Here is a 19,571-nt window from a genome sequence, read left to right as displayed (position 1 = left end):
GACGTCACTTCTTGTTACGACGCTGGTGACGCGTCTTGCGAAGCAGCTTGCGGTGCTTCTTCTTGGCCATGCGCTTGCGGCGCTTCTTGATGACGGAGCCCATACGGTCCTCGCAATGCTCGAGCGGCGTGTCGGTCGGCGACCGGTCGACCGGCCGCGGGTGGTCCACGGTTGATCGGGGCCCCGGCGACCACGAGGGCGCCGCAAGCCGACCAACACGAGAGAAATCCGCCCCCTAGCCTACCCGCTCGCGCCCGTGCCCCGGTACGCGACCGGTCGCGGGGCGTCTCAGTCGAAGTGCGCGTCGAGGCCCAGCAGCGGGAAGACGGCCCGGCGCGTGGCCGCGATCGCGCGGTCGACGTCGTCGTCCGGGTCGTACCCGCTGCTCCACCGCCGGACCTCGACCTCGGGCCCGAACGCGAGCGGCGCGTCGAATCCGGCGACCTCCGCCACGCGCTCGCGCCACTCCGCGGGCAGGGGCACGCCCGCGGTGACGGGCCGGTGCACGACCTCCCCCACGACGGCCGACCACACGAGCGGCACGACGCGCGCGATCGCGTACCCGCCCCCGCCGAGCGCGAGCCACCGCCCGTCGGTCAGCTCGTGCGCGAGCCCGTGCATCCAGGTGGCGGCCGTGCGCTGCGCGTCGACGGACACGTCGAGGTCGGACAACGGGTCCTCGCCGTGCGCGTCGCACCCGTGCTGGGTGACGAGCACCTCGGGACGGAACGCGCGCAGCACGGGCGGCACGACGGCGTCGACCGCGCGCAGCCAGCGGGCGCCGTCGGTGCGGCGCGGGAGCGCGACGTTGACCGCCGTCCCCTCGGCGCCGGGGCCCCCGAGGTCGGTCGGGTGGCCCGTCCCGGGGAAGAGCGTCGCGCCGCTCTGGTGGACGGAGACGGTGAGGACGCGCGGGTCGTCCCAGAACGCCTCCTCGACGCCGTCGCCGTGGTGGGCGTCGAGGTCGACGTACGCGACGCGCTCGACGCCGTCGTCGAGCAGGCGCCGGATCGCGACGGCCGCGTCGTTGTAGACGCAGAAGCCCGACGCCGCGCCCGCCTTCGCGTGGTGCATGCCGCCCGCGACGTTCACCGCGTGCCGGATGCGACCCACCGCGATCTCGCCCGCCGCCTCGTACGAGCCCGCGACGATCCGCGCGGCGGCCTCGTGCATCCCGCGGAAGACCGGGTCGTCCTCGGTGCCGAGGCCGCGGGCCGGGTCGGGCGTGCCGTGCTCCGACGCCGCGCGCACCGCCGCGACGTACGCGGGCTCGTGCACGAGCTCGAGCACGTCGTCGGGCGCGGGCTCGGGCCGCACGACCCGCAGGTCCGCGTCGTCGTCGAGCAGGCCGAGGGCGCGCACGAGCCCCATCGTCAGGTCGAGCCGGGCCGGCGCCATCGGGTGGCCGGGACCGAAGTCGTAGCCGAGGAGCTCAGGGCTCCACACGACGCAGGCTCCGGGCGCCGCAGCCGCCCCGGTCGGGGCGGGCGACGACGTCGGGTCGGTCGTGGGCATGGCTCACGGTAACGCCCGACGGCGCGCCCCCGCCCCACCGACCGCGCGCCGGACCGCGCGGGGCCGCCGGTCCGGGCCACCGCCGGGTCTCCGCGAGCCCCCGGTGCGGCGTCCGGGCCCGCGAGCGGGCATGATGTCCCGGCGCCGGAGCGGCGACATGACGGGCCACCGGGCCCGTGGCAGAGTGGCGCGAGTGGTGAGGGAGGCTCCATGCCGTCGAGCATGACCGGGCGCCTGTTCCGGGGGCGGGAGATCGTCGACCGCCTCGCCCGGCAGTCCCCCGCCCGCCTCGCCGTCACCGTGTTCGCCGCCGTCATCGCCGTCTTCACCGCCCTGCTCATGGCGCCCTGGGCGACGGCGAGCGGCCGGTCCGCGCCGTTCGTCGACGCGTTCTTCACCGCCACGTCGGCCGTGTGCGTCACCGGTCTCGTCGTGGTCCCCACGGGGACCTACTGGTCGGGGTACGGGCAGGTCGTCATCCTGCTCGGCATCAAGATCGGCGGCCTCGGCGTCATGACGCTCGCGTCGATCCTCGGCATGGCCGTGTCCCGGCGCATCGGCCTCACGCAGAAGCTCCTCACCGCGTCGGAGACGAAGACGACGCGCCTCGGCGAGGTCGGCTCGCTCGTGCGGGTCGTCATCATCACCTCGACGTCGCTCGAGCTCCTCATCGCGCTGCTCCTGCTGCCGCGGTTCATCGTGCTGGAGGAGACGTTCGGCGAGGCCGCGTGGCACGGCATCTTCTACGGCATCTCCGCCTTCAACAACGCGGGGTTCATCCCGACGGAGCACGGCCTCGCGCCGTACGTCGGCGACTGGATGCTGTGCCTGCCGATCATCCTCGGCGTGTTCATCGGCTCCCTCGGCTTCCCCGTCATCCTCAACGTCATGCGCAACCGCCGCCGGGCCTCCAAGTGGAGCCTGCACACCAAGCTCACGCTCACGACGAGCGCGGCGCTCGTCGTCGTGGGCACGGTGCTCTTCGCGGCCGTCGAGTGGGGGAACCAGCGGACCCTCGGGCCCCTCGACCTCGGCGAGAAGCTCCTCGCGTCGCTCTTCGCGGGCGTCATGCCGCGCTCCGGCGGCTTCTCGACCGTGGACACCGGCGGCATGCACGAGGCGAGCTGGCTCATCACCGACGCGCTGATGTTCGTCGGTGGCGGCTCCGCGTCGACCGCGGGCGGCATCAAGGTCACGACGCTCGCCGTCATGCTCATCGCCATCGTGTCCGAGGCGCGCGGCGACCGGGACATGGAGGCGTTCGGGCGACGCATCCCGCGCGACACCCTCCGGCTCGCGGTCGCGGTGTCGTTCGTCGGTGCGACGGCGGTGCTCCTGTCGAGCCTGCTCCTGCTGGAGATCACCGGCGAGACGCTCGACGTCATCCTCTTCGAGACCATCTCGGCGTTCGCGACCGTCGGCCTGTCGACCGGCATCACGCCCGACCTGCCCGACGCCGGGAAGTACGTCCTCATCGCGCTCATGTTCGTCGGGCGCACAGGCACCATGACGTTCGCCGCCGCGCTCGCGCTGCGCGACCGCCGCCGGATCGTGCGCTACCCCGAGGAGCGCCCCATCATCGGGTGAGCAGGCCCGCCCGGCGGCGCGACCGCCGGACGCGACCGCCGCACGAGACCTCACCGACACGCCAGACACCGCACCACCGGACCGACGAAAGGCCCCACCGTGACCGACCCGTTCACCCGCGCCGCCGACGGGAAGGACGGCGCGTCCGCGGACCCCGTCGCCCAGCGCATCGTCGAGCGCGGCCGCGCGGAGCGCGCGCGCCGGGACGAGGCGAAGGCCCCGCGCAAGGACGCGGGCGTCCTCGTCATCGGCCTCGGCCGCTTCGGCACGGCGATCGCCGCGACGCTGGACCGCCTCGGCCAGGACGTGCTCGCCGTCGAGCGCGACCCCGACCTCGTCGCCCAGTGGAGCGGACAGCTCCCGCTCGTCGAGGCCGACGCCTCCAACCCGGTCGCGCTCGAACAGCTCGGCGCACGCGACTTCCCCGTCGCGGTCGTGGGCGTGGGCACGTCGCTCGAGGCGAGCGTGCTCATCACCGGAAACCTCGTCGACCTCGGCACGCCCCAGATCTGGGCCAAGGCGATCTCGGCGGAGCACGGGCGCATCCTCCAGCGCATCGGCGCGCACCACGTCGTGTTCCCCGAGGCCGACGCCGGCTCACGCGTCGCGCACCTCGTCTCCGGGAAGCTGCTCGACTACATCGAGGTCGAGGACGGGTTCACGATCGTCAAGATGCGGCCGCCCCGCGAGGTGCAGGGGTTCACGCTCGCGCAGTCGAAGGTGCGCGAGCGGTACGGCGTCACCGTGATCGGCGTGAAGTCGCCCGGCGAGGAGTTCCTCTACGCGACCCCCGAGACCCGGATCAGCGCGAACGACCTGCTCATCGTGTCGGGTCACGCCGACCTCCTGGAGCGGTTCGCCGCTCGGCCGTGAGGGTCGGGTCCGGTCGGGTTCGATCGGGTTCGATCGGGTTCGATCGGGTTCACAGCCCGCGGGTCGGGTCCGCGGTGGGGTCGGACCGTGCGCTCGGACTGGCGCACCGTCGCCCTGGTCCTCCGGGCGGAGGTCTGAGGAGTGCGCCTTGACGTCCTTCGCGCACGGTCCGACCCCACCGCTCGTCCTGGCCGTCGCCCTGGTCCTCCGGGCGGAGATCTGAAGAGTGCGCCTTGACGTCCTTCGCGCACGGTCCAACCCCACCGCTCGTCCTGGCCGTCGCCCTTCGTCCCGTGGTCTGGGTCCGGTGTTCCTGCGCGGTCGGCCCGGCGCCGTCGTGCCACGGGAGCACAGGGCTGTCGCGCCGCGTGGGGGCACGCATCGCCGGGATCCTCGCCGCTCGGTCTGCCCGGCTCGTCCGGCCGGTCGTCAGGAGGGTGGGCGGTGCAGGACGAAGAGGCCTCGGTGCAGGGGGCGGTCGTGGCGGTCGGCGTCGGTCGCGACGTACTCGTCGAGGACGGCGAGGATACGGCGGTCGAGCTCGGCGACGTCGTCGTCGGAGAGGTGCAGGTAGAACGCCGCGGACGTGGTGACGGCGTCCGGACCGGCGGCGAGGGCGTCGTCGAGCGCCGCGGCGACGGGGCCGAACCGCGCGCCAGGCGCGGCGTCGCGCAGCGGGTCGTCGAGCCACCACGTGGCACCCGTGGCGCGGTAGGGCCGCTCGAGCGCCCCGCCCGCCCCCGTGCGGACCTCCGCGGGCTCGAGCAGCCCGGCGCGCACGAGGAGCCGGACGTGGTGCAGCGCCGTGCCCGGCGGGACGCCGAGGTGGTCGGCGAGCTCCTTGTTCGTCATCTCGCGCGTGCCGCACTGCCGCACGATGCGCTGGCGCAGCGGGTGCGCGAGCGCCTTCGCCTCGAGGGCGGTGGGCGGACGACGGCCCGGGACGTCGGGGGCGCGCGGCCCGGGGGCGGGCCCGGCGCCGGGGTCCGGGATCGACTCCGGAGTCGGCTCCGGGGTGGGCTCGGGGGTCATGAGCTCATCGTACGGACCTCCGATCGAGAGCGCTCGATCGATTGGGGTTTCTCGATCACTGTGCCATGCTGGGCGACATGGCCTCTCGACCCGGGCGCCGTCGCCCCGCCGCCGCACCGCTCGGCGCGCCGTTCCGGCGCCTGTGGGCCGCGTCCACGGTGTCGAACCTCGCCGACGGGGTGCTCAAGGTCGCGCTCCCGCTCGTCGCGGTCCGGTACACCGACTCGCCGGCGCTGGTCGCGGGGCTGACGTTCGCCCTCACGCTCCCGTGGCTGCTCTTCGCGCTGCCCGCGGGCGCGCTCGCCGACCGTCTGGACCGGCGGCTCGCGATGGTCGGCGCCAACGTGGCGCGCGCGGTCCTCGTGGTCGCGCTCGCGGCCGTCGCGCTCGTGCCCGACGCCGGGAGCATCGCCGTGCTGTACGTCGTCGCCTTCGCCGTCGGCGTCACCGAGACGCTGTACGACACCTCGGCGCAGTCGATCCTCCCGCAGGTCGTGCCGCGCACCGCGCTCCCCCGCGCCAACGGGCGCCTCTACGCGGCGGAGCTCACCGCGAACCAGTTCGTGGGGCCGCCCCTGGGCGGGCTGCTCGTGGCCGCGGGCGCCGCCGTCGCGTTCGGCGTCCCCGGGGCGCTCTGGGCGCTCGCCGTGGTGCTGCTGCTCGGGCTCCCGGGCACGTACCGGACCGCGCGCACGACCCGCACGACGCTGCGCGCGGACGTCGCCGAGGGCCTGCGGTTCCTGTGGCACGACCGCATCCTGCGCACGCTCGCGATGATGGTCGGCGGCATCAACTTCGCGAGCAACGCCGCGTTCGCGGTCTTCGTGCTCTACGCCGTCGGCCCCGACTCGCCCCTCGGCCTGTCCGAGCCGGCGTACGGCGTGCTCCTCACCGCGACGGCGGTCGGGGCGTTCGCGGGGTCGTTCGTCGCCGAGCGTGTCGTCGGGACGATCGGGCGCGCGCGCTCCCTCGCGCTGACGATCCTCGGCACGGTCGCCCTCGTCGGCGTCCCCGCGGTGACGACGAACGCGTGGGTGATCGGCGCCGTCTCCGCCGTCGGCGGTGCCGGGATCGCCGTGTGGAACGTCGTGACGTTGTCCCTGCGGCAGCGCATCACGCCCGACGCCCTGCTGGGCCGGCTCAACTCGTGCTACCGGCTCCTCGCCTGGGGGACGCTGCCCCTCGGCGCCGCGGTGGGCGGCCTGCTCGGCGAGCTCTTCGGGCTGCGCACGGTGTTCGTGGTCATGGCGGCGGTGTCCGGCGCCACGCTCCTGGGGATGCTCGTCGTCGACGACCGGGCGATGGACGCCGCGGAGGCTGCCGCGGACGCACGCGACACCGACGCGCGTCTGGCCGACGCCGCGCGGCCTGGCGCCGAGGCGGAGCCGCAGCCGGAGAGCTGACCCTGCGGGCGTGCCGACGGGGTGCGCCCGGAGTGGTGCGCGGGCTCAGGCCGCGCCGCCCCTGCCTGCTTGACGGCGCAGCGCCGCCCCGGCCAGGACCGCCGCCCCGGCCAGCGCCGCGACGAGGCCCAGGCCCGCGCCCGTCGTCGCCAGGCCCGGCCGCGAGGAGCCTGGCCCTCCGCCCGCCGCCGCCCCACCCGAGCCGCCGGCGCCCCCGGGCCCCGCGGACGGCGTCATCCCGGGCTCGTGCGGCTCGCCGGGGGCGGCGAGCACGAGGAACGACTCGGACACCACGTCGGCGCCACCCGCCGTCGGGACGAGCCGCACGTGGTGCTCGCCCGGCGTCGTCCCCGCGGGGATCGTCGCGACGAAGAGGAACGCCCCGTCGGCGTCCGTCGTGACGGTGCCCAGGAGCACGGGGTCGCTCTCGAGCCAGACCTCGTGGACGGCGTGCGGCGCGAGGCCGGTTCCGCGCAGCTCGAGCCTGCCGCCGACGACGAACGGCCCGGAGCCGACGACGGCCACGCGCGGCGCCGTCGGCACCGCGCGCTCGGTGATCTCGACGCTGACGCGCACGCCGTCGACGGGGTCCGTGACCGAGATCGCGACCGGGGTGAGGGCCGGGGCGGCGGCCGGGGCAGGGAGGGTGGTCGGCGTCGTCGCGCCGGCCGTGCCCGCGGGCACGACGAGCGAGCCGGCGAGCACGAGGGCGGCGAGCAGCCTGCGGGTGGTCGTCGTCACGCGGGGAACCTCTTCGTCCGGCCCGGGGCGGGCACCGCTGGGTCGCCCCCGAACCCGACTGGACGGGCGTCCAGTTCACGGACATCCTGCCATCCTGGACGCCCGAACTGAACACCCGTCCAGTTTGTTCACCCACGCGTCGCACCCCCGTCGACAGGCGGGCACGGCTCGGCCCCCGCCGCTCCGCGGAGCGACGGGGGCCGAGCCGGACCCGGGCGGTGCCGGCACACCACCCGGGGGCCTGTGGGTCGCCCGTCCTGCCGGGACCGGGCGTGCGGGTCAGCCGCAGTCGAGCGCGTCGAACGGCGCGTCGACGGTGGCGGTCACCTCCTTGCCGTCGACCGTGGCGGACGCGGTGGCGGACGCCGTCCCGGCGGGGGCGGACGTCGCCCGGACCGCGAACGACTGGTACGCGTTCGCGCCGGGCGCCACGTCCGCGAACGCCTTCTCCCCGTACGACGTCGCGAGGGTCACCGCGACCGGGACGTCCTCGCCGTTCGTCGCACGGACGGCCACGTACACCCTGCCCGCCAGGCAGCGGGGCGTCGCCTCGACCACGAGGTCGAGCTCGGGCTCGCCGCCGACGGCGGGCAGCACGACCTGCTGCCGCACTTCCTCGTTGCCCGCGGCGTCCGTCGCGGCGAACTCGATGACCTGCGGCTCGTCGGTGAGCGCGCGCGTGAACGGCTCGGTGTAGGTGCCCCAGAACGTGCCGGGACCCTCCCACTGCACCTTGTCCACGCCCGAGCCCGCGTCCGTGGCGGCCAGCGTGATCTCGACGCTGCTGCCGACCTCGCGCAGCGTCGCGACCGTCACGGGCGCGACGCTGTCGACGCGGAGCTCGCGCGAGCCCGTCCCGACGTTGCCGGCGGCGTCCGTCGCGCGCGCCTCGACCGTGCGCACGCCGTCCTCGTCGACCGCGAACGGGCCGTCGTACGGTGCCCACGCGCCGCCGTCGACCGAGACCTCGACCGCCGGGGCGGGGTCCCGGTTGTCGGAGGCCACGACCGTGACGGTCGGGTGCTGGACGTACCAGCCCGACGTCGCCGGGCCGGGCTCGGCGGTCACGGTCACGGTGGGCGGGGTCGTGTCCTCGCCGGTGTCGGGCGCGACGACGAACACGACGGCCTCGGCCGGGACGTCCGTCCCCTCGACGTCGCCGTCGACGAAGAACAGCCGGTCGGGCTCGGCGTACTCCGCGGGGTCGACGGCGTCCCACGTCACGGGGATGCGGCTGTCCTTCGACGCGTCCTCGTACGCGGCCGTGACGGTCGCCGGGAGCGCCGGGGCGGTGCCCGCGAGCGTCACGACGCTCACGTTGTCCACCGTGACGACGTCCCCCGGCTCGCCGTCGCGCACGTGCACCGTGCCGCTCACCGGCTCGACGAGCTCGTCCGACGTCCCGCTGACCTCGAACGCCCCCGCCGCGGCGACGTCCTCGGCCGTGACGTCCTCCCAGTCGACCGCGACCGTCTCGACACGACCGTCGGTGAAGATCGCGTCGATCTCGGCCGGGAGGTCGGGCAGGACGCCGACGTCCGTGGGGATGTGGACGGGCGAGTGGTCGATCGGCCCGTTCGGGTCGACCGGCTCGGGCTCCTCGACGCCGCCCGTGCCCCAGACCTCCCACTCGGAGACCCCGACGGCCGAGTACGTCGTCGCCGTGGTGCCCCGCAGCGCGTCGAACGTCGCGCGCAGGCGCGTCGTCGTCACCGCGTCGAAGGTCGTCTCGTTGGTCTCGAGACGCTGTGTCGGGTAGCCGCTCGGGTTCGGGACGTCGACGAACGCGCCGGCGTCGGCGTCCCAGTACTGGAGCGTCCACGACGCCGGGACGCGCACGTTGTCGCCGTTCGCGTCGGTGCCGTCCGACCAGAACCGGACGACGGAACGGTCCACCGTGACCGGCGCGGGCCAGGAGTACTCGAGCCACTGCGTCGCGGGGCGATCCCCGCTCCACGTCGCCCACGTCGCGTCGTGCGCTCCCCCGGTGCTGACGCCCGCGCCGTCGTTCACGGCCTCGACCTTGTTCCACGACGCGGTGTAGCTCGCCTCGGGCGTGCCGATCAGCGCGACGTTCGACGGCGCCTCGTCGGCCGCCGCGGTCAGCCCCTCGGTCCCCGGACCGCCGACCGCGGCCCACGCCCCGACCCCCGCGCCCGTGAGGGCCAGGGCGAGCGCGGTCGCGGTGGCGACCACGCGCCGTCGGGCACGCGGTGCCGCCGGCCGGTCCCCGAGCGGGATGAGCACGGTCGAGCCCGCACCCCTCGATGAGTTGGTGCGCGCGCTCATGCCAGCCTCGCCTTCCCTGCCGTGACCAGGACCTTCTGACCGTCGCGGCGGCTCAGGAGGCCGTCCGCGGTGAACTGCTCGACCGTGCGCTGGACCTTCTGGAGGAACGCGCCGCGGTCGGCGAATCCGCCGTCGCCCCACACGACGTCGAGGAACGTCGTCCCGTTCGGCCGCGCGGCGTTGGTGACGCCGCTGTCGAGCCCGGCGAAGACCACGCGCGGCTCGGAGCGCTCGACGTACATGTGGTACTGCGTGTCGTCGCCCGACCATGCGGGCTCGAACGTGAGGTCCCCGAGGCGGAAGTACCCGTTCCCGAGGTCCGTGAAGGCGCCCTCGAGCGTGCCGTCCAGGCCCATGTGGGCGTAGAGCGACAGCTTGAGGTACTCGCGCGACGCGCTGCGCGCGAGCAGGACCGTCGGACCGTTCTCGATGCTCTGGATCGCGGGGTTGTCGATCGTCGGCACGGCGCGGATGCTCAGCGGCATCGTCACCTCGACGACGTCGCCGGGCGACCACGAGCGCGACACGCTCACGTACGTCCCGGGTACGGCGTCGAGCTCCTGCTCCACCCCGTTGACCGTCACCGTGAAGCCCTTGCGCACCCAGCCGGGTACGCGCAGGCGCAGGTCGAGCCGCCCGGAGCCGTTCACCGTGAGCCGGGTCGCGCCGACCTTCGGGTACTGCGTCTCCTGGACGACCTCGAATCCCTTCTCCTCCCACGTCAGGGTGGAGGCGAGGTAGAGGTTGACGTGCAGCACCTCGCCGTCGACGGACCGGAAGTAGACCGAGTCGCGGTACTTCACGTGGTTCTCGAGGCCCGTGCCGCCGCAGCACGTGCCGGTGTTGCCGTACTCGCGGCGCGTGCCCGGGTTGACCCCGTACATGTACGTGACGTCGGGGCTCGTCGTGGACTGCGTGTTCTTCTTCGAGCCGACGATGTGGTTGAGCAGGCCCCGCTCGTAGTACTCCATGTACTTCGGGTCGAGCGAGTGGAAGTACAGCAGCCGCGAGAGCTTGAGCATGTTGTACGTGCCGCACGTCTCGGCGTTGCGCGCGCCGATGTCGCCCGCGACCGTGCTCGGCGGGCCGAACAGCTCGCCCTCGCCGTGCCCGCCGTGCGCGTAGGTGCGCCCGGGCACGACCATGCCCCAGAAGCCCTCGACGGCCTGGCGGTACCGCTCCTCGCCCGTGAGGTCGTAGACCTTGAGGTAGCCGGGGAACTGCGGGATGTGCTGGTTCGCGTGCTTGCCGTTGAGCGTGTCCGTGCCCGCAGCGCTCGCGTCGACGAGCGTGTTGAGGTCGAACAGCTTTGCCGTGGCGACGTACGTGTCGTCGCCCGTGATCGACGCGATGTCGGCCAGCACCTCGTTCATGCCGCCGTACTCGCCCGCGATGTAGATGCCCCACATCCGGTCGAGCTGCGCCTGCGGCAGCATGGAGAGCCGGCTGTGCACCCACGCCGCCATGGACGACGCGAGCTCGAGCGCCTGGTCGCTGCCCGCCAGGCGGTACGCCTCGAGCAGGCCGGCCATGATCTTGTGGCACGTGTAGTAGGGCGCCCAGATCTCGCCGTACGGCGCGTACTTCTCGAGCTGGCTGAACTGCCACTCGCCGTAGGCGGCGAGGAACCCGGGGTGGCTGAACCGGCCCATGGCCGCGAGCGCCGTCTGGACCTCGCCGAGGCCCTCGACGATCTGGTCCACCTTGTCGCGGAACACCGTCTCGCCCGTGCTCGCGTACGCGAGCGCCACCATGGACAGGAAGTGCCCGCCGTAGTGCCCGCGCAGGAGGTTCGCGGTCTGGGTGTTGGCCCGGCCCGGGTAGTCGTCGGGGCCCCACGGCTGCTCGTTGGCGTGACCGAAGCCCTCCCAGCCGCCGGGCGCCGACGCGCCCCGGGTGTCGATCCCGGCGTTGCGCCGGAACACCGCGAGGACGCGGTCCACGGGGTACTCGCGCGCGAGGTGCAGGATCTGGTCCTGCGAGCGCGTCGCGACGCTCGGGGCGAGCGTCACGTCGGACATCGGGAACGGCTCGGCGGCCCAGCCGTCGAGGGTGACCGAGCGGTCGAGGGACCGCAGGAAGGCCCGGCTGACGGGCGGTCCGCTCGGGACCGTCAGCGCCGGGACCGGCGGCGCGGCGAGCGCGCTGCCGCCGCCCGCGAGCGCGACGGCGCCGGTCGCCCCCGCGGCCAGCGCCCCGAGCCGCAGGACGGCTCGTCGCGAATAGCTGGTGTCGTGCACGTGCATGAGCTGTCGCTCCTTCTCACTCGTCGTCGAGTGGTGGAAGCGTCGTCGGCGGCAAGGAGGGAAGCCCCGCGTCCGACGCTCGTGCTGGTTCCGCCCGGCCGCCACGTCGCCGAGGGAGAGCGCTGGTCCGTCGAGGGAGAGGCGTGGTCGTGACCACGCCTCTCCCTCGCGGTACCTCGCCTCTCCCTCGGCGGGGTGCGACCTCGCGGGTGTCAGGCGCAGTCGAGCGCGTCGACCTGCGCCTCGCGCGTGGTCGTCACCTCCTTCCCGTCGAGGGTCGCGACGCCGGTCACGGTGACGGTCCCGGCCGGGACCGCCGTCGCGCGGGCGGCGAACGACTGGTAGGCGTTCTTGCCCGGCGCGACGTCCGCGACCGTCTTCTCGCCGTACGGCGCCGTGAGCGTCAGCGTGACGGGGACGTCCTCCCCGTTCGTCGCGCGGACCGCGACGTACGCCTTGCCCGCGAGGCAGCGCGGCGTGACCTCGACCGCGAGGTCGAGCTCGGGCGCCGGCGGCTGCTCGCCGTACGCCGCGAGGAGCGCGGCGTGCTCGGCGGCCGTGATCGGCAGCACGGTGCCGTGGCGTGGGCTGCTCGGCAGGTGGGCGTCGACCGACGTCCACACGCCCGAGTCGAGGTCGGTGGACTCGAGCGGCAGGTACCCCTGGCCACCGTGGTAGCTCGGCTGGTCGACGAAGAGGTACCACTTCTCCTCGGTGTTCGACTTGAAGACGGTCGGCCCCTCGCCCGCGGTGAGGGTGCCGCCCCACGGGTTGGGCTGGCCGTAGCCGATCTTCTCGGCGACGAGGTCCCAGTCGGTCGAGCGCAGGTCCGTCGACTTCTCGAGGCGCGGGATCATGTACGCCTCGTCCTTGGTGAACCGGTAGTAGGTGCCCTCGTGCTCGACGATCGACGAGTCGATCATCCCCAGCCCGTTGCCGCGCTTCTCGTCGATCCACACCTGCGGCTCGGAGAACGTCACGAAGTCGCGCGTCGTGGCGTACATCATGCGCTGGTAGGAGTCGGCGATGCGGCGGCCGTCGGTCGACGTCGTCGGGTAGAGCGCCGAGGCCCAGTAGACGATGTACTCGCCGCGCTGCGCGTCCCAGAACGCCTCGGGCGCCCACGTGTTGCCCGCGTACGCGCTCGACACCGTGACCATGCGCTGGTCGGACCAGTGCACGAGGTCGGTCGACTCCCAGATCATCAGCGCGCGCGACCCGCGCTCCTGCGCGTTGCCGAAGTTGTTGCCACCGTAGATGCGCAGGTCGGTCGCGAGGAGGAAGAACCGGTCGCCCTCGGGCGAGCGGATGATGAACGGGTCGCGCAGGCCCTTCTCGCCGAGCGTCGACGTGAGCACGGGCTCGCCGTCGTTGAGCTCGACCCAGTCGAGCGGGTCGTTCCCGTTGCTCGCGCTGAAGTAGACCGACTCGCCGTCCGCGGTGCTCTCCCCCTCGAAGTACGGGAAGAAGTAGCCCTCGTAGTCGGCGGCGGCCGGCAGCGGGCGGACCGTCGCGTCGTAGGTGTGCGTCGCGGTCGCGCCGTCCTTGGTCGCCGTGACGGTGAGCCGCACGACGGCGGCCGGCTCGCCGTGGGCGGGCCGGGTCACCTCGCCCGTGGCCGAGACGGTCGCGGGGTCGGAGCTCTCCCACGTGAGGGCGGAGCCGTTGGCCCCCTCGGCCGGCAGCGTGAGGTTGCCGCGCACGTCGCCGAGGTGCGGCACGACGACGTGGCTCGCGTCCCACGCCACGGCCGCGGCAGGAGCCAGGTGGGCGAGGACGGTGACGTCGAACTGGGCGGTGCGCGCGACCGCGCCGCGCGTGACGAGCGCGGTGAGCGTCACGGTCGCGTCGTCCTCGCCCGCGGCGGGCCGGGTGACCTTCCCCGTGGCGCCGACGACGCCCGCGTCCGACGACGTCCACGTGACGAGCGAGCCCTGCGCGCCCGTGGTGGGCAGCACGAGGTCCGCGGTGACGGCGCTCGTGTCGCCGAGGTCGAGCGCGGCGAGGTCGGCGTCCGCGGCGGCCGTGGAGGTCCGGGCCGCGAGCTCGGCCGCCTCGGCCGGGCTCAGCGCACGGTCGTAGAGGCGGAAGTCGCGCACCTGGCCCTTGAGGTAGCGGTCGCCGGAGTAGAGCGAGCGGCCGACGTAGTTCGCGGTCGTCTGACCGCCGCCGATCTGGCCGGGGTCGGTCGTGACGTTCGTCGCCTGCTTGACCTGCACGCCGTCCTCGTAGAGCGTCGCCGTCGTGCCGGAGAGCGTGTACGTGAGCGTCTTCCAGACGCCGCGCTGGAGGTTCGCGCCCTTGGTGACGGTCTGCTCGGTGGTCCAGCTCCCGGTCGCGATCGACGTGCGGTACGCGTTGCCGGTCGTGAACAGGTAGCCGTTGCCGTTCGACCCGCTCGTGTTGCCGAGCCCGTAGACGAAGTACGGCGTGCCCTGGTCCTGGCTCACGAGCACGTCGAGGCTCACGGTGGCATCCGTGAGCCCGGCGAGCAGGTGGTCGGGCAGGTCGACGTAGTCGTCGGTCCCGTCGAGCGTCGTGCCGTCGGCCGTCGTCGTGCCGCCCACCACCGTGGCCGGGCCGAACGTCGAGCCCTCGGCGCGGTTCGCCGTCGTGCCGCCGGTCGTGCTCGCGGCGTCGAGCGGGTACCACGCGACGAGCCCGTCGTCGGTGGGCCCGCCGACGTCCGCCACGGCGGGCGCCGCGACGGCGGCGGCGAGCGTCGTGGCGGCGAGCGCCCCCACCAGCCCGGCGGCGAGCGCCGAGCGTGCTCGGTGTATGGAAATCATGTCGTCCTCTCCTCGTCGAGATGCAGGTCGTGTCGCGAGGTAGAGCCCCGGTCCCGCGAGGTAGAGGCGTGGTCGTGACCACGCCTCTACCTCGGCTCACCGGGGCTCTACCTCGGGGGATCGTCAGCTGCAGGCGTGGGCAGCGACGGCGACGTCGTAGGGCGTGGTGACCGGGGTGCCGTCGAGCACGGCCGTCCCGGTGACCGTCACGGTGCCGGCCGGGACCGACGTCGCCCTCGTCGCGAACGACTGGTAGGCGTTCGCGCCCGGGGCGACGCCCGCGAACGTCTTCGTGCCGTACGGGGTCGTGAGGGTGACGTCGGCGGGCACGTCGCCCACGTTCGTCGCCCGCACCGCGACGTAGACCTTGCCCGCGAGGCACCGCGGGGTGGCCTCGACGGTCAGCTCGACCCGGGGCGCGGGGGCGACGTCGACCGGGTCCACGCTCTCGAGCGTCGGCACGACCTTCTGGATGAGGCCGTCCTCGCCGAACGTGAGGCGGTCGATCGTCGTCTCGCGGTGGGTCCCGTCGCCGCCGGGGATGGCGAACCGGTGGTACGCGATGTACCAGTCGTCCGTGCCCTCGACGTTGAGGATCGAGCTGTGCCCGGTCCCGAGGATGCCCTGCGAGGCGTCCTTCTCGAGGATCACGCCGCGGTACGTCCACGGGCCGTCGATGCTGTCCGACGTCGCGTAGCCGACGCGGTAGCTCTCCGAGCCCGTGTCGTCGATCGAGTACGTGAGGTGGTAGACGCCGTCCCGGTAGTTGAGGAACAGGCCCTCGCGGAAGTCGGTCAGGCCGGGGATGCGCCGCAGCGTGTCCTGCTTGATCGACGTCATGTCGTCGTTCAGCTCGGCCATGACCGGGCCGTTCGACGGCCCGCCGTTGCCCCACAGCAGCCAGTACTTCCCGGTCTCCGGGTCGCGGAACGCGGCCGGGTCGATGGCCTGGCCGGACGTGACCGCCTCGCCGTTCGTGATCATCGCCGTCGGCTGTGCGGTGAACGGCCCCTCCGGGCTGTCGGCCACCGCGACGCCGATCGTCTTCCGGTTGTAGGTCGGGTTGTGGCCGGAGAAGTAGAACCAGTACTTCCCGTCCCGCTCGATGATGGTGGGCGCCCACGCGTTGCCGGACGCCCACGGGACGTTCCCGTTCGCGCCGTCGAGCGTGAGGAACGGCTGCTCCGAGCGCTCCCACGTCACGAGGTCGGTGGACTTCCAGACGTAGAAGTCCTTGCCGCCCCAGCCCGGCGTGCCGTCGGTCGTGGCGTAGAGGTAGAACGTGTCGCCGAACTGCGCGATGTTCGGGTCGGCGTACGTCCCGGGGAGCACGGGGCTGCCCATCTGCTTGGCCTGGACCGTCCACGTGCGCGACGACCCGTCCGGCCCGGTCACGGTGTACTCCACGGGCTGCGTGAGGTCCTGCACGGAGCCGTTCCCGGGCGTGACCGTCGCGCGCGGCGAGACCGTGAGGACCGGCGCGAGCGCGGAGACGTCCGTGCCCGGCTCGACGGCGAGCGTCACGGTCGAGCTCGCCCCGTCGACGATCGCGGGGACCTTGAGCGCGTCGAGCTCGGCGCCCGTGACGGCCGTGTGGTCGGCCCCGACCTGGTAGACCTCGTCCGCCGTGAGCGCGCGGTCGTAGACCCGGAAGTCGCGCACCGAGCCCTTGAGGTAGCGGTCGCCCGAGTACAACGAGCGGCCGATGTAGTTGGCGAGCGTCGAACCGTTCCCGATGTCCTTCGGGTCGATGGTGACGCCGGTCTGGCGGCCCACCTCGACGCCGTCCTCGTAGAGCACGGCCGTCGTGCCGGACAGGGTGTACGTGAGGTGCTTCCACACCCCGCGCTGGAGGTTCGCGTTCTTGGTGACGGTCTGCTCGGTGGTCCAGTTCCCCGTCGCGATCGACGTGCGGTACGCGTTGCCCGTGGTGAACAGGTACCCGTTGCCCGCCGTGCCGCTCGTGTTGCCGAGGCCGTAGACGAAGTACGGCGTCGCCTGGTCCGTCGCGACCTTGACGTCGAGCGCGACCGTGACGTCGGTGAGCCCGGCGAGCAGGTGGTCGGGCAGGTCGACGTAGTCGTCCGTCCCGTCGAGCCGGACGCCCTCCCCGGTGCCGGAGAAGGCCGCGCCGTTGGTCAGCGTCGCCGGGCCGAACGACGACCCGGGCGCGGTGTTCGCCGCCGCCGTGCCGCTCGTCTCGTCGAACGCGTACCGCACCACGAGGCCCGGCACGTCGGCCGTCACCTCGACCGCCACGTACGCGGTGCGCGACCCGTCGGCCGTGGTCGCCGTGACGAGCGCGTGGCCCTCGCCGACACCGGTGACGACGCCGTCGGCCGAGACCGTGGCGACGTCCGCGTCGTCCGACGCCCACGTGATCGCGCGCGCCGTCGCGTTCGCGGGCGTGACGGTCGCCGTGAGCTGCCGCGTGCCGCCGACGCCCACCTCGAGGGACTCGGGGGTGACGCTGAGGCCCTCGACGGGGACGACGTCGTCGGTCACGGTGACGACCGCGCGGGCGCGGACGCTCACCCCGCCGCCGAGCGTGCCGGCGACCTCGAACGAGCCCGCCTGCGCGTACGACGCCGGGTCGACCGCGTCCCACGTGACGTCCGCCGAGCCCGTGGAGCCGTCGGCGAAGCGCGCCGTGACGCTCGCGGGCAGCACCGGCGCGGAGCCGGTCTGGACGGTCACGGCGACGTCCTCGACGGACTCGACGAACGCGTCCGGCTGGTACGTGCGCAGCAGGCGGTCGTACTCGGCCTGCGTCACGGGGAGCACCGTGCCGTGGCGCGGGCGCGACGGCATCTCGTAGTCGGAGGACATGGTCCACTCGGCCGCGTCGAGCGAGGTCGACTCGAACGGCACGTAGCCGCGGCCGCCGAACTCGTCGATGAAGAGGTACCACTTCTCCTCGGTGTTCGACTTGAAGATCGTCGGGCCCTCGCCCTGGTTGATCCCGCCGCCGAGCGAGTTCGCCTTGCCGATGCAGTCGGTGATGAAGTCGTAGTCCGTCGAGCGCAGCTCGGCCGCCTTCTCCGCGAGGATGAACTTGGAGCACGGCGTGGACGACGTGTTGTTCCGCTCGTCCTTGGTGAACCGGTAGTACCGGCCGTCGTGCTGCGTCACGGTCGAGTCGATGACCGAGTAGCCCGGGTCGACCCACACCTGCGCCTCGCTGAACGTCACGAAGTCGCGCGTCGTGGCGTACATCATCCGGTTGTAGGTGTTGCCGGTGTGGTCCGGGTCGTCCTCCGCGTAGAGCTTCGAGGCCCAGAACACGACGTACGCGCCGATCGTCTCGTCGTAGTACGCCTCCGGCGCCCACGTGTTGCCCGCGGTGTCGGGCGAGACCTGCACGAGGCGCTGGTCGGTCCAGTTCACGAGGTCCGTGGACTCCCACACCATGATCGACTTCGAGCCCGTGCGCTGGGACGCGTCCCAGTTCCCGTTGCCGTAGATCTTGAGGTCGGTGGCGATCTGGTAGAACTTGTCGCCCTCGGGCGAGCGGATGATGAACGGGTCCCGCAGGCCCTTCTCCCCCAGCTCCGACGTGAGGACGGGCTGGTTGTCGTTGAGGTTCTGGTACTTCAGCGGGTCGTTGCCCTGGCTGAGCCCGAAGTAGACCTGCTCGCCCGTGGCGGTGCCCTCGCCCACGAAGTAGGAGAACAGGTAGCCCGCGAGGTCCTCCTGCTCGGGCAGCGGCGGGACGTGCGCCGCGAGCTCGCGCGTCGCGGTGGCCGCGCCGACCGTCACCGTCGCGGTGAGGGCCACGGTCTCGGCGTCCTCGCCGTGCGCCGGGCGCGTCACCTCGCCCGTCGGGGTGATCGTGCCCGACGACGACTCCCACGTCACGCTCGCGCCGTGCAGCCCCGTGGTGGGCAGCGTGAGGTTGCCGCGCACGTCGTCGAGGTTCGTCACCTCGAGCGCGGCGGCCGCGGCGTCGGCTTTCGCCTGGTCGCCGTCGCCCGGCAGGACCGTGACGTCGAACGTGCGGGTCGCGGTCGCGCCGCGCAGCGTCACCGTGGCGGTGAGCGTCGCGGTCGCGGGCTCGTCGCCCGCGGGGCGCGTCACCGCGCCGCTCGCCGAGACGACGCCCTCGTCGGAGCTCGACCACGCGACGGCGGAGCCGCCGACGCCCTTCGCGGGGAGCACGAGGTCCGTGCCGACGGCGCTCGTGTCGCCCAGGTCGAGCGCGGCGGCGTCGGCCGTGACGGCGTCCTGCGCGGCGTCCGACGCGAGGTCGGCGACCTCCTGCGCGGTGAGCGCGCGGTCGTAGAGCCGGAAGTCCTTCATGCGCCCCTTGAAGAGGTTGTCGGCGGCGTAGGCCGACTTCCCGAGCGCGTTCGCGATCGTGGTGCCGCCGCCGATCGCGCCGGGCGTGATCGTCACCGCGGTGTTCTGCCCGACCTGGGTGCCGTCCTCGTACAGCCGCGCCGTGCCGCCCGCGAGCGTGTAGGTGACGGTCTTCCACACGCCGCGCTGGAGGGCGCCCGCGGGGGTCTTGGCCGTGTTCTGCTCGCGGCCCCACGCGAGGTCGGAGATCGTCGCGCGGTAGTTCGCGTTGCCCGTCGAGAACAGGTAGCCGTTCCCGGACTGCGGGGTCCCGACGGCCGGGTTGCCGAGGGTGTAGAAGAAGTAGTTGCCGCTCAGCGACGTGTCGACCCACACGTCCGCGCTCACCGTCACGGCGTCGTAGCCGGCCAGGAGGTCGTCGGGCAGGTCCACGTGGTTCGCGCCGCCGAACGTGAGCCCCTGTCCCGCGCGCCACCCGCCGCCCGAGCCGACGAGCGCGGCGTCGAGGCCGTGACCCGACGCGTCGTGCGCGACGGCGCCCTCGGTCTCGTCGAGCGGGAGCCAGAGCCGCAGACCGTCCGTGGTCGGCTCGGCCGCGGCGGGGACCGGTGCGGGCGCCGCGGGCATCGGGCCGGCGGCCGCCGCGCCCACGGGCGCGAGCGGGGCGACGAGCGCGAGGCCGAGCAGCGCCGCGAGCGAGCGGCGTCGGCGTCGGGCGCGGGGCTCCGCGGGCGTCGGGGGTGGTTCGTGGCGTGAGGTCATCGGTGACTCCTCGTCGTCGTGCCCGGCGTCGGCGC

The 19,571-nt window shown here is 73.5% G+C and carries 11 protein-coding genes; 3 read left to right on the top strand and 8 right to left on the bottom strand.

All coding sequences use genetic code 11. From position 1 onward, the window contains the following. Positions 1-4: 4 nt before the first annotated feature. Together ACPCUX_RS18315 and ACPCUX_RS18310 are read right to left on the bottom strand one after the other, a co-directional pair. A complete protein-coding gene (locus ACPCUX_RS18315) occupies positions 5-103 on the bottom strand; it encodes a 30S ribosomal protein bS22 (protein ID WP_003792170.1) in 99 nt (32 codons plus the stop codon). Positions 104-288: 185 nt separating this feature from the next. Continuing rightward, positions 289-1,515, bottom strand: coding sequence for an acetoin utilization protein AcuC (locus ACPCUX_RS18310; RefSeq protein WP_423389353.1), 1,227 nt, complete (start codon positions 1,513-1,515; stop codon positions 289-291). Between the two features lie 210 nt (positions 1,516-1,725). On the opposite strand from ACPCUX_RS18310, the gene ACPCUX_RS18305 reads away from it, so the two are divergent. Continuing rightward, the gene (locus tag ACPCUX_RS18305; protein ID WP_423389352.1) at positions 1,726-3,102 is read left to right on the top strand and encodes a TrkH family potassium uptake protein; all 1,377 of its coding nucleotides are present in this window, start codon (positions 1,726-1,728) and stop codon (positions 3,100-3,102) included. Between the two features lie 168 nt (positions 3,103-3,270). Then, the gene (locus tag ACPCUX_RS18300; protein WP_043655776.1) at positions 3,271-3,975 is read left to right on the top strand and encodes a potassium channel family protein; all 705 of its coding nucleotides are present in this window, start codon (positions 3,271-3,273) and stop codon (positions 3,973-3,975) included. Positions 3,976-4,404: 429 nt separating this feature from the next. Here the strand turns inward: ACPCUX_RS18300 and ACPCUX_RS18295 are convergent, their stop codons facing one another. Then, entirely contained in the window at positions 4,405-5,007 is a 603-nt protein-coding gene (locus ACPCUX_RS18295; protein ID WP_251177537.1) for an ArsR/SmtB family transcription factor, read from the bottom strand. Positions 5,008-5,084: 77 nt separating this feature from the next. Between ACPCUX_RS18295 and ACPCUX_RS18290 the strand changes: the two genes are divergently transcribed. Beyond that, a complete protein-coding gene (locus ACPCUX_RS18290; RefSeq protein WP_423389351.1) occupies positions 5,085-6,410 on the top strand; it encodes an MFS transporter in 1,326 nt (441 codons plus the stop codon). A gap of 45 nt (positions 6,411-6,455) precedes the next feature. Here ACPCUX_RS18290 and ACPCUX_RS18285 read toward each other — a convergent pair whose 3' ends face one another. The 5 genes from ACPCUX_RS18285 to ACPCUX_RS18265 form a co-directional block, all read right to left on the bottom strand. Then, positions 6,456-7,151 (bottom strand): hypothetical protein, encoded by a 696-nt coding sequence (locus ACPCUX_RS18285; RefSeq protein ID WP_423389350.1) that lies wholly within the window; start codon positions 7,149-7,151, stop codon positions 6,456-6,458. 279 nt (positions 7,152-7,430) lie between these two features. Next, the gene (locus tag ACPCUX_RS18280) at positions 7,431-9,440 is read right to left on the bottom strand and encodes an Ig-like domain-containing protein (RefSeq protein WP_423389349.1); all 2,010 of its coding nucleotides are present in this window, start codon (positions 9,438-9,440) and stop codon (positions 7,431-7,433) included. Further along, on the bottom strand, positions 9,437-11,686 hold the full coding sequence (locus ACPCUX_RS18275; protein WP_423389348.1) for a glycoside hydrolase family 127 protein: 2,250 nt from the start codon (positions 11,684-11,686) through the stop codon (positions 9,437-9,439). Before ACPCUX_RS18275 ends, ACPCUX_RS18280 begins: the two co-directional genes overlap by 4 nt. A gap of 212 nt (positions 11,687-11,898) precedes the next feature. Then, positions 11,899-14,475 carry an immunoglobulin-like domain-containing protein gene (locus tag ACPCUX_RS18270; protein ID WP_423389347.1) on the bottom strand — a complete coding sequence of 859 codons (2,577 nt, stop codon included), beginning with the start codon at positions 14,473-14,475 and terminating at the stop codon, positions 11,899-11,901. A 123-nt stretch (positions 14,476-14,598) separates the two neighbouring features. After that, entirely contained in the window at positions 14,599-19,536 is a 4,938-nt protein-coding gene (locus tag ACPCUX_RS18265; RefSeq protein ID WP_423389346.1) for a family 43 glycosylhydrolase, read from the bottom strand. Positions 19,537-19,571: the final 35 nt, after the last annotated feature.

Origin of the sequence: Cellulosimicrobium sp. AB352, assembly GCF_049538415.1 — a bacterium.
Taxonomy (GTDB): domain Bacteria; phylum Actinomycetota; class Actinomycetes; order Actinomycetales; family Cellulomonadaceae; genus Cellulosimicrobium; species Cellulosimicrobium funkei.
Note: the sequence above shows the minus strand (reverse complement) of the source record. Positions and strands in the feature narration are given on the sequence as shown.

Excerpts from the sequence above, each read along its gene's own strand:
- ACPCUX_RS18315 (WP_003792170.1), bottom strand. The coding sequence starts at position 103 with ATGGGCTCCGTCATCAAGAAGCGCCGCAAGCGCATGGCCAAGAAGAAG.
- ACPCUX_RS18310 (WP_423389353.1), bottom strand. The coding sequence starts at position 1,515 with ATGCCCACGACCGACCCGACGTCGTCGCCCGCCCCGACCGGGGCGGCT.
- ACPCUX_RS18305 (WP_423389352.1), top strand. The coding sequence starts at position 1,726 with ATGCCGTCGAGCATGACCGGGCGCCTGTTCCGGGGGCGGGAGATCGTC.
- ACPCUX_RS18295 (WP_251177537.1), bottom strand. The coding sequence starts at position 5,007 with ATGACCCCCGAGCCCACCCCGGAGCCGACTCCGGAGTCGATCCCGGAC.
- ACPCUX_RS18290 (WP_423389351.1), top strand. The coding sequence starts at position 5,085 with ATGGCCTCTCGACCCGGGCGCCGTCGCCCCGCCGCCGCACCGCTCGGC.
- ACPCUX_RS18280 (WP_423389349.1), bottom strand. The coding sequence starts at position 9,440 with ATGAGCGCGCGCACCAACTCATCGAGGGGTGCGGGCTCGACCGTGCTC.
- ACPCUX_RS18275 (WP_423389348.1), bottom strand. The coding sequence starts at position 11,686 with ATGCACGTGCACGACACCAGCTATTCGCGACGAGCCGTCCTGCGGCTC.
- ACPCUX_RS18270 (WP_423389347.1), bottom strand. The coding sequence starts at position 14,475 with ATGATTTCCATACACCGAGCACGCTCGGCGCTCGCCGCCGGGCTGGTG.
- ACPCUX_RS18265 (WP_423389346.1), bottom strand. The coding sequence starts at position 19,536 with ATGACCTCACGCCACGAACCACCCCCGACGCCCGCGGAGCCCCGCGCC.